This is a genomic window from Variovorax sp. P1_H12_2 (assembly GCF_056405335.1).
Window position 1 is genome coordinate 1 of the sequence record NZ_JBFUCI010000228.1, and the last position, 10093, is coordinate 10093.

A 10093-nucleotide genomic window follows, 5' to 3' on the forward strand; every position below is an offset into this window, starting at 1 on the left:
GGTGAAGGGCGCAACGAACGGGATCTTCGCGTTCACCGCCAGCGGCAGCGCCGCCAGGCTGGTCGGCGTGCCGATGTAGCCGAACAGCGCGAAGGCCTCGTCATCGATCAGCTTCTTCGTGTTGGCGGCGCAGCGATCGGGCTCGTAGCCGTCGTCCAGGAACCTGATCTGCACCTCGCGGTGGCCCGGCTGCGCGTTGTACTGGTCGAGGAAGAGCTTGGCGCCCTCGTAGAACTGGATGCCGAGCTGCGCCGCCGGTCCGCTGAAGGGCGCCGACTGGCCCAGCACGATCGGGCTGTCGCTCTGCGCCCGCGCGAAGCGGAAGCCGCCGAGCGCCGCGGCACCGGTGGCGATCGAAAAGTGCCTGCGATGGATCATCCTGAAAACCCCTTCGCCCGCGTTCGCGGCGTACAAACTAGACTCGCCCGTTGGTCCTCGCCCCGGTCGAATCATGACTTTCCACACTCCTGCAAATCCCGTGACCCAGGTGCTCGGCGCCTGCCCGCACGACTGCCCCGACACCTGCGCCCTCGTCACCACCGTGCAGGACGGCGTGGCCATCAAGCTGCAAGGCAATCCCGAGCATCGACACACCGCGGGCGTGCTCTGCACCAAGGTCTCGCGCTACATCGAACGCAACGACCATGCCGAGCGCCTCGTGCAACCTCTGAAGCGCTCGGGCCCGAAGGGCAGCGGCCGCTTCGAGCCGGTGAGCTGGGACGCGGCGCTCGACGACATCGCCGCCCGTCTCCAGGTGCTCAAAAGTAACAATCCCGAAACGATTGTGCCCTACAGCTATGCCGGAACCATGGGTCTGGTGCAGGGCGAATCGATGGACCGTCGTTTTTTCCACAAGCTCGGCGCGTCCCTGCTGGACCGCACGATCTGCTCGACCGCCGGGGGTGAAGCCTTAAGCTTTACGTTGGGCGGAAAGGTGGGCATGCGGGTCGAGTTCTTCGCGGAAGCGAAGCTGATCCTGATCTGGGGCAGCAACTCGATCGCGAGCAACCTGCACTTCTGGCGCCACGCCCAGGCCGCCAGGCGCGCCGGCGCGCGGCTGGTGTGCATCGACCCGCGCAAGACCGAGACCGCCGACAAGTGCGACGAGCACGTGGCGCTGCTGCCCGGCACCGACGCGGCGCTGGCGCTGGCCCTGATGCACGAGCTGATCGTGAACGACTGGCTCGACCCCGACTACATCGAGCGCCACACCGTGGGCTGGGACCGGCTGCGCGAGCGCGCGCTGCAATGGCCACCGGCCCGGGCTGCCGCGGTCTGCGGGGTGCCCGAGGCGCAAATCGTGGCGCTGGCGCGCGCCTACGGCACCACCCAACCGGCCGCCATCCGCCTCAACTACGGCATGCAGCGCGTGCGCGGCGGCGGCAACGCGGCACGCGCCGTGGCCTGCCTGCCGGCACTGGTCGGTGCCTGGCGCCATCGGGCCGGCGGCCTGCTGCTGAGCAGCTCGGGCCTGTACCCGGTGAACCGGGCGGCCCTGCAGCGGCCCGACCTGCTGGCCGGCCGGCGGCCGCGGACCATCAACATGAGCACGATCGGCGACGCGCTCGCCGACACCGCGAATCCGATCGAGGCCCTGATCGTCTACAACAGCAACCCGGTCGCGGTCGCGCCCGACTCGGGCAAGGTGGTGGCGGGCTTTGCCCGCGAGGATCTCTTCACCGTGGTGCTGGAGCAGTTCCAGACCGATACCGCCGACTACGCCGACTACGTGCTGCCGGCCACCACGCAGCTCGAGCACTGGGACATCCACACCAGCTATGGCCACACCGACGTGCTGCTGAACCGGCCGGCGATCGCGCCGCGCGGCCAGGCCCGCAGCAACACCTGGGTATTCCGCGAGCTGGCCCGCCGCATGGGCTTCGACGAACCCTGCTTCTCGGACGACGACGAGGCAATCTGCCGCAGCGCCTTCGCCGCCGACGTGGTCGATTTCGGGCAGTTGCAGGCGCAGGGCTTCACGAGCCTCAAGCTGGCCGATGCGCCCTACGCCGAAGGCAATTTTCCAACGCCATCGGGGCGCTGCGAATTCTTCAGCGAGCGGCTGGCGGCGACGGGCCAGGATGGACTGCCCGACCATGTGCCCAACTACGAGCCGGCAGGCAGTTCGAAGGCGTTCCCGCTCGCGATGATCTCGCCGCCCGCGCGCAACTTCCTCAACTCGAGCTTCGTCAACGTGCGCAGCCTGCGCGCGATCGAGGGCGAGCCCCTGCTCGAGATCCATGAAGCCGACGCGGCGGCGCGCGGCATCGCCGACGGCGCCACGGTGCGCGTCTTCAACCGGCGCGGCGAGCACCGCTGCCGCGCCGAGGTCTCGCGCCGCGCCCGTCCGGGCGTGGTGCACGGCCTGGGCATCTGGTGGCGCAAGCTCGGGCTGGACGGCACCAACGTCAACCAGCTCACCAGCCAGCGGCTGACCGACATCGGGCGCGGGCCCACCTTCTACGACTGCCTGGTCGAGGTCGAGGCCGTCGCCGAAGCGGTCACGCCATGAGGCCCGGCCGGCGCGGCGCGGCGGCGCTGGCGGTGCTCGCCGCTGCGGCGCTGCTGGCGGGTTGTGCCGACCTCGGCTACTACTGGCAATCGGCCAGCGGCCACCTGGGGCTCATGCGCGCCGCCCGTCCGGTGCCGCAGTGGCTCGAAGACCCGGCCACCTCCGAGGCGCTCAAGACCAAGCTGGCGCTCACGCAGCGCATCCGCCAGTTCGCGGTGGCCGAGCTCGGCCTGCCCGACAACGCCAGCTACAAGTCCTATGCCGACCTGCACCGCAACGCCGCGCTCTGGAACGTGGTGGCCGCGCCGCCGCATTCGCTGACGCTCAAGACCTGGTGCTTCCCGGTCGCCGGCTGCGTCGGCTATCGCGGCTACTACGACGAGGCGGCCGCGAAGGGCGAGGCCGCTGCCCAGGAGGCGCGAGGCCTGGAAACCGCGGTCTACCCGGTGCCGGCGTACTCGACCCTCGGCTGGATGAACTGGGCCGGCGGCGACCCGCTCCTGTCGACCTTCATCGGCTATCCGGAAGGCGAACTGGCGCGCCTGGTGTTCCACGAACTCGCGCACCAGGTGCTGTATGTGCCCGACGACACCATGTTCAACGAATCCTTCGCCACCGCAGTGGAGCGTATCGGCGGCGCGCGCTGGCTCAAGACCCAGGCCACCGAAGCCGCGCGGGTGGAGTACGCGCAGTTCGACGCCCGGCGCCAGCAGTTCCGGGCGCTGACGGCCGAAACGCGGCGTGCGCTGGAAAAGGTCTATGCCTCCCGGGAAGCCAAGGCGCAGGACTGGCCGGCGGTCGACGCCATGAAGAAGTCCGTGATGGAGGATTTCCGCCAGCGTTACGCGGTGTCGCGTGCCGGCTGGAGCGGTCCGCGCCAGGGCGCCTACGACGGCTGGGTGGCGCGGGCCAACAACGCGACCTTCGGCGCCCAGGCCGCCTACGACGAACTGGTGCCCGGTTTCGAGGCGCTGTTCGAGCGCGAAGGCGAGGACTGGCCGCGCTTCTATGCCGCCGCCAGGCGGCTGGCCGAGCTACCCCAGGCCGAGCGCCGACAGGCGCTCACGACATCCGCGCAACCCGTAGCGAGCCTTCGTTGAGCGCAAGTCGCCGTTGGCCGGCGCAGCCAGGCCCGTTGGTGAAACACCGCGGAACCGGCTTTGCCGGGCCGCTGGTGTTGCCCCCGGTAGGGGGTGGGAGGGCTACACGAAGTGAGCCCGACCTGGGGGCGAGCAACAGTGCCACCGCGGAACCGGCTTCGCCGGGCCGCTGGTGTTGCCCCCGGCAGGGGGTGGGAGGGCTACACGAAGTGAGCCCGACCTGGGGGCGAGCCTATCTCAGTGATTCGATCAGGTCGATGTACTGTTGCTTCGCCTCGTCGGGGCTGAGGCCCTTGCGCGCGGTCCAGGCATCCCACTTGGCACGCGCCACGATGTCGCTGAAACTGGGCTTTTTCTCGCTGTTGTCGCCGGCCGTGGCCTGCTTGAACAGGCCGTAGATCTTCAGCAGGGTGGGATTGTCCGGGCGCTCTGCGAGCAGCTTGGAGTTGGCTTGGGCGGTTTCGAACAGGGTGTTCAGGTCGGACATGAAAACGGGGGCTTGGAAAGGGAACGAAACGCGATCTTAAGTGACGGTGCCGTTTAGAAACCCAGAGGTTCAGTCGATCAACCCCGCGCGCGCCAGTTCGACGTCGAGCTTCTCGCGTGCGTCGGCCGGTTCGAGTCGGGCCGCCTTCTCGTAGAGCCGGGTTGCGTCGCCCATGCGCGAGTCGCCATGCAGCATTAGCAGGCCGCGGGCGTATTCCATGAGCGCGCCGGCCGAGTGTGGGTTGAGCTGGAGCCCGCGCTCGAACAGCGCGACCGCGGTGTCGGTCCGAACGCCGTAGGTCATGCGCCCGACCAGCGAGCCGACCTTGTCGATCACCTCGGCATGGAAGGCGGCCAGTGCCACATGGGCGTCGGCATGCAGCGGCCGCAACTCGATCACGTGCTCCAGCGCCCCCTTGACCTTGGTCCCCAGGCCCTGCGCCAGCGCCCGTGCGACGCTGATGCCCTGGCTGTAGCGTCCCAGCGCATAAGCCTGCCAATAGAGCGCCTGGCAGTTGTCGGGATCGGCGGCGATTTGCGCGGTGGCGCGCTCGGCCACCTGCTTGAACAACGCCAGCCGCACGGATTCGCGGGGCTCGAGGTAGTTGGCGTAGATGGCCGTCGCCTGGTTGGCGAGCGCCAGGCCCTCGTGGCCGTGCGCCAGGCCGAGGGCGGCGGCGCGCTCGAACTCGCCGCTGTGGTAGGCCGCCCAGCCGTCCGCCAGCGGGCCTTGCTCGGGCGGCGAGACGCCCTGGCCCGCATGCAGCCGGGGCCAGTGCAGGTGCAGGTCGGCGGCACTGAAACGGGGCGCATCGGGGTAAGGCAGCCGGGTCCAGGCCCACGGTCCGGCCGCGTCGGGGTCCGCGGGCGACAGCAGCGAGAGCGGTTCGAGGTGCGGTGGGTTCATTCGAAAAAAATGAGAAGTCAGGCCGTCGCAGGTTGATCTTCGCCGGCATAGGCGGTGCTGAGCGTCAGCAAATGCCGCCGTTGTTCCGTCGCCAGGTAGGGCGCCAGCAGATGCAGCGTGTGATGCGCGCCGCGCAGCAGGGCGCCCTGAGCGTGGGCCGGCTCCAGCGCCTCGCGCGGGTTGCGAACGTATTCGTAGCTGAGCCAGTAGGTCAGCACCACCACCATGCTCTGCGCCAGCGTGTCGACCTCGCGCGCATCGATGTCCAGGTGCCCGGCGCGGCCCAGGCCGGCGAGCAGGACGCGAATGGCGCGCACCTTGTGCTTGAGCACCAGCTGGAACTGGGTTTCGAGATGCCGGTTCTTGCTCAGCAGGTCGTTCAGGTCCCGGTAGAGGAAACGGTAGCGCCAGATCAGCTCGAACAGGCTGTGCATGAAGAACCAGGCGTCCTCCACGTCGTGCACGCCTTCGCTCGCGTGCAGGAGTTCCAGCAACTCGGTCTCGTAGCCTTCGTAGAGCCGGTTGATCAGCTCGTCCTTGGCGGGATAGTGGTAATAGAGATTGCCGGGGCTGATGTTGAGTTCGCCGGCCACCAGGGTGGTCGAGACGTTCGGTTCCCCGAACCGGTTGAACAGGTCAAGTGCGGCTTCGAGGATGCGTTGCGCAGTTCGGCGTGGCGCTTTCTTGGCCATGTCGTAGCCCCGGTTTGTCTCGTTGGAACACTCTAGCGCAAGTCCAAGGGGCGCGGGGAGGGGGGCGGCACCTGCTGGGTGCCTTCCAGGGAATCAGCTCGGGGTCAGCTGGCGTCGCCGGGCTTGTGTCGTTGGGAGGGTTTGCGGGGAATGGCTGCGCGTGCGGTGGCGCCAGCGCCGCCCTGACGTTTCAGCTGCGCCTCGAGCGCCTCCACCCGGGTCCGCAGCGCCTCGACTTCCTGAGCCGACGGCACGCCGAGCTTCTCGAGGGCCCGAGCGACCCGGTCCTCGAAGATGTTCTCGAGCTTGCCCCAGCTGCCCGCGGCCTTGGTTCCGAACTCGCTCGCGAAACCGGCCATCCGCGCCTGGGCCTGTGCCAGCGTCTCTTCCGCGGCCTGCTGGGTCTTCTTCTGCACGCCCGCGCCGTCCTTCACGAGCGCTTCGAAGGCCTTGCTGCCTTCCTGCTGCATCTTGGCGAAGGCGCCGAGCCCGGCCAGCCAGATCTGCTGGGCGGAGTCCTTGATGCGGTCGGTGGGCTTTTCGTCGTCTGGGGTCGGCATGGGTGATCCTTGGTGTGGCACTGCGACTCTAGCCGCGGTGTCGGGACGGATGTAGAGGCTAAGTTCTAGCTTCGAAGGGAAACTTTCACAGATGGGATAATCCCCGGTTCGCGCGCCGGTAGGCGACATTCGTACATCTGACTAATAACGAGGGACCCTCAATGATCCTGGTAACCGGGGGCGCCGGCTTCATCGGTGCCAATTTCGTTCTCGACTGGATTGCGCAAGGCAACGAGGCCGTCGTTAATCTGGACAAGCTGACCTACGCCGGCAACCTCGAGACGCTGGCGTCCCTCAAGGGCAATGCCAGGCACGTCTTCGTTCAGGGCGATATCGGCGACAGCGCCCTGGTCGGCCGGTTGCTGGCCGAGCACAAGCCTCGGGCCGTCGTCAACTTCGCCGCCGAGTCGCATGTCGACCGTTCGATCCATGGCCCGGAAGACTTCGTCCAGACCAACGTGCTCGGCAGCTTCCGGCTGCTCGAGTCGGTCCGGGGCTACTGGGGCACCCTCCCTGCGGAGCAGAAATCGGCTTTCCGCTTCCTTCACGTCTCGACCGACGAGGTGTACGGGTCGCTCTCGGCCACCGATCCGGCCTTCACCGAAGAGAACAAGTACGAGCCCAACAGCCCCTACTCGGCCAGCAAGGCGGCCAGCGACCATCTGGTGCGGGCCTGGCACCACACCTACGGCCTGCCCGTTCTCACGACCAACTGCTCGAACAACTACGGGCCCTTCCATTTCCCCGAAAAGCTCATCCCGCTGATGATCGTCAACGCGCTCGCCGGCAAAGCACTGCCGGTGTACGGCGACGGCATGCAGGTGCGCGACTGGCTCTATGTCAAGGACCATTGCAGCGCGATCCGCCGCGTGCTGGAGGCCGGCCGGCTCGGCGAAACCTACAACGTCGGCGGCTGGAACGAGAAACCCAACATCGAGATCGTCAACACGGTCTGCGCGCTGTTCGACGAACTGCGTCCGCGCGCCGACGGCAAGAGCTACCGCGAGCAGATCACCTACGTGACCGACCGCCCCGGGCACGACCGCCGCTACGCGATCGATGCGCGCAAGCTCGAGCGCGAACTGGGCTGGAAGCCGGCCGAGACCTTCGATACCGGCATCCGCAAGACGGTCGAGTGGTATCTGGCCAACGGCGAGTGGGTGGGCAACGTGCAGAGCGGCGCTTACCGCGAATGGGTGCAGAAGCAGTACGACGCTGCGCCCGCGAAGGCGGCGGCATGAAGCTCCTGCTGCTCGGCAAGAGCGGGCAGGTGGGCTGGGAGCTGCAGCGCAGTCTGGCGCCGCTGGGCGAACTGGTGGCGCTGGGCTCCGCCAGCACCGATCTGCATGCCGATTTCAGCCACCCGGAGCAATTGGCCGAGACGGTGCTGAAGGTGCGGCCCGACGTGATCGTGAATTCGGCCGCGCACACCGCGGTCGACAAGGCCGAGAGCGAGCCCGAGTTCGCGCGCAAGCTGAACGCGACGTCACCCGGCGTGGTGGCGCAGGCGGCGCAGCAGATCGGCGCGCTGATGGTGCACTACTCGACCGACTATGTTTTCGACGGCAGCGGCAGCAGGCCCTGGCGCGAGGACGACCCCACCGGGCCGCTCAGCGTTTACGGCAGCACCAAGCTCGAAGGCGATCGGCTGGTCGCGCAGAACTGCGCGCGCCACCTGATCTTTCGCACCAGCTGGGTCTATGCGGCGCGCGGCGGGAACTTCGCCAAGACCATGCTGCGCCTGGCCAGGGAACGAGACCGGCTCACCGTGATCGACGACCAGTTCGGCGCGCCGACCGGCGCCGAGTTGCTGGCCGATGTCACGGCCCATGCCATCCGGGCGACGCTGAGCGACCCGGCCAAGGCGGGGCTCTATCACTTGGTGGCTGGCGGCGAGACGACGTGGCATGGCTATGCGCGGTTCGTCCTGCAACAGGCGCAAACGGCAGGCGTGGCCCTGAAGGCATCGCCGGCAGCCGTCGAGGCGGTGCCGACGAGCGCGTTCCCCACGCCGGCGGTACGCCCACATAATTCCCGGCTGAACACCGACAAGCTGCAAGCCGCTTTCGGGCTGAAGCTGCCGCACTGGCAGGTCGGCGTGGCGCGCATGCTGGCCGAGACCCTGTAATTCCACGATCCAAAAGAATGACCCAACGCAAAGGCATCATCCTGGCCGGTGGCTCCGGCACCCGGCTTCATCCGGCCACACTCGCGATGAGCAAGCAGCTCCTGCCGGTGTACGACAAGCCGATGATCTACTACCCGTTGAGCACGCTGATGCTGGGTGGCATGCGCGACATCCTGATCATCAGCACGCCGCAAGACACGCCGCGATTCCAGCAGTTGCTGGGCGATGGGAGCCAGTGGGGCATCAATCTGCAGTATGCGGTGCAGCCGAGTCCGGACGGGCTGGCACAGGCCTTCATCATCGGCGACAAGTTCGTGGGGAATTCGCCGAGTGCGCTGGTGCTGGGGGACAACATCTTCTACGGGCACGACCTCGAGAATCTGCTGAGCGATGCAGACTCGAACGCAACCGGGGCGACGGTGTTTGCGTACCACGTTCAAGATCCCGAACGCTATGGTGTGGTGGCCTTCGATGCGAATGGAAAGGCGAGCAGCATCGAGGAGAAGCCGGTCGAACCCAAGAGCAGTTATGCGGTGACCGGGCTTTATTTTTACGACAGTCGGGTGATCGACATTGCCCGGGCGGTCAAGCCGAGCGCGCGCGGTGAACTGGAGATCACTGCAGTCAATCAAGCCTATCTGGACCTCGGCAAGCTGAATGTCCAGATCATGCAGCGCGGCTATGCATGGCTTGATACGGGCACGCACGAAAGCTTGCTCGAAGCGAGTCAGTTCATTGCGACGCTGGAGCATCGGCAAGGTCTGAAGATTGCTTGTCCCGAAGAGATTGCATGGCGGCACGGCTTCATCGATGACCAGCAGTTGGCGAGTCTGGCTCTGCCGCTTCAGAAGAATGGGTACGGGAAATACCTCAACCGCCTGTTGAGCGACAAGATCCGCTCCTGAACACTTCTGCCACCACGATTTTCTTACCTCAAGTACAAGCTATGCAGTCATCTTCAAATAGTGTCATCCCCGGCCAAAAGTATCTGGTTACGGGCGCAGGCGGATTCATTGGCAGTCACCTCGTTGAGGCGCTGGTTCGCGCTGGCGCGGACGTTACGGCGATGGTTCGCTATGGTTCTGCCTCCAGTTGGGGAAATCTGGAATTCGTTGCCGACGACATAAAGGGAAACTTCCGCGTCGTGGCTGGGAACATCGACGACGGAGATTTCGTCTTTCATGCGATGCAAGGCATCGACACCGTTTGCCATCTTGCCGCGTTGATCGCAATTCCATACTCGTACGTGGCGCCGCGAAGCTATGTCCGCACGAATGTCGAAGGAACGCTGAATGTTCTGGAGGCGGCACGCCGGCTGTCGGTGCGCCGCGTCGTGCACACTAGTACGTCGGAGGTCTATGGAACAGCGATGCGTGTTCCGATCGACGAATCGCACCCGCTGCAGGGCCAGTCCCCCTATTCGGCTTCGAAGATCGGCGCCGACAAGATGGCAGAAAGCTACTACCGGTCTTTCGATACCGGGGTCGTAACGCTGCGGCCCTTCAACACGTTCGGGCCGAGGCAATCAGCCAGAGCCTTCATTCCTACCATCATTTCGCAGGCGCTGACGCAGGACGAGATCAAGCTTGGATCTCTGACTCCGGAGCGCGACATGACATTCGTCACCGACACTGTCGCTGGCTTTGTTGCTGCCGCGGTGACGCCGGGGATCGAAGGTGAAACCATCAATCTGGGCACGGGCTCCACG

At 66.4% G+C, this 10093-nt stretch carries 11 protein-coding genes; 6 read left to right on the forward strand and 5 right to left on the reverse strand.

The window, feature by feature from the left end:
• Positions 1-378, reverse strand: a 378-nt coding sequence (locus AC1D2K_RS21070; RefSeq protein ID WP_478090777.1) for an ABC transporter substrate-binding protein, incomplete at its 3' end; no start/stop codon positions are given.
• A 73-nt stretch (positions 379-451) separates the two neighbouring features.
• Between AC1D2K_RS21070 and AC1D2K_RS21075 the strand changes: the two genes are divergently transcribed.
• Positions 452-2512, forward strand: coding sequence for a molybdopterin-containing oxidoreductase family protein (locus AC1D2K_RS21075; protein ID WP_478090778.1), 2061 nt, complete (start codon positions 452-454; stop codon positions 2510-2512).
• The gene (locus AC1D2K_RS21080; protein ID WP_478090779.1) at positions 2509-3612 is read left to right on the forward strand and encodes an aminopeptidase; all 1104 of its coding nucleotides are present in this window, start codon (positions 2509-2511) and stop codon (positions 3610-3612) included. Before AC1D2K_RS21075 ends, AC1D2K_RS21080 begins: the two co-directional genes overlap by 4 nt.
• Before the next feature lie 232 nt (positions 3613-3844).
• On the opposite strand, the gene AC1D2K_RS21085 is transcribed toward AC1D2K_RS21080, so the two are convergent.
• The 4 genes from AC1D2K_RS21085 to AC1D2K_RS21100 all read right to left on the reverse strand — a co-directional run bounded on the left by AC1D2K_RS21085 (position 3845) and on the right by AC1D2K_RS21100 (position 6257).
• The gene (locus tag AC1D2K_RS21085; protein ID WP_478090780.1) at positions 3845-4099 is read right to left on the reverse strand and encodes an acyl-CoA-binding protein; all 255 of its coding nucleotides are present in this window, start codon (positions 4097-4099) and stop codon (positions 3845-3847) included.
• Positions 4100-4168: 69 nt separating this feature from the next.
• The gene (locus AC1D2K_RS21090; protein ID WP_478090781.1) at positions 4169-5005 is read right to left on the reverse strand and encodes a hypothetical protein; all 837 of its coding nucleotides are present in this window, start codon (positions 5003-5005) and stop codon (positions 4169-4171) included.
• Positions 5006-5022: 17 nt separating this feature from the next.
• Positions 5023-5697 (reverse strand): TetR/AcrR family transcriptional regulator, encoded by a 675-nt coding sequence (locus AC1D2K_RS21095; protein ID WP_478090782.1) that lies wholly within the window; start codon positions 5695-5697, stop codon positions 5023-5025.
• 104 nt (positions 5698-5801) lie between these two features.
• The gene (locus tag AC1D2K_RS21100; RefSeq protein WP_478090783.1) at positions 5802-6257 is read right to left on the reverse strand and encodes a phasin family protein; all 456 of its coding nucleotides are present in this window, start codon (positions 6255-6257) and stop codon (positions 5802-5804) included.
• 161 nt (positions 6258-6418) lie between these two features.
• Here AC1D2K_RS21100 and rfbB point away from each other — a divergent pair, with 161 nt between their 5' ends.
• From rfbB to AC1D2K_RS21120, 4 genes are all read left to right on the forward strand, one after another.
• Complete coding sequence (gene rfbB, locus AC1D2K_RS21105; RefSeq protein ID WP_478090784.1) at positions 6419-7498, forward strand: dTDP-glucose 4,6-dehydratase; 1080 nt, start codon at positions 6419-6421, stop codon at positions 7496-7498.
• Positions 7495-8385 carry a dTDP-4-dehydrorhamnose reductase gene (gene rfbD / locus AC1D2K_RS21110; protein ID WP_478090785.1) on the forward strand — a complete coding sequence of 297 codons (891 nt, stop codon included), beginning with the start codon at positions 7495-7497 and terminating at the stop codon, positions 8383-8385. The genes rfbB and rfbD overlap by 4 nt, the downstream gene beginning before the upstream one ends.
• A gap of 17 nt (positions 8386-8402) precedes the next feature.
• Positions 8403-9290: a glucose-1-phosphate thymidylyltransferase RfbA gene (gene rfbA, locus AC1D2K_RS21115; protein ID WP_478090786.1), complete on the forward strand. Its 888-nt coding sequence runs from the start codon at positions 8403-8405 to the stop codon at positions 9288-9290.
• Between the two features lie 41 nt (positions 9291-9331).
• On the forward strand, positions 9332-10093 hold a 762-nt coding region (locus AC1D2K_RS21120), incomplete at its 3' end, for a GDP-mannose 4,6-dehydratase (protein WP_478090787.1).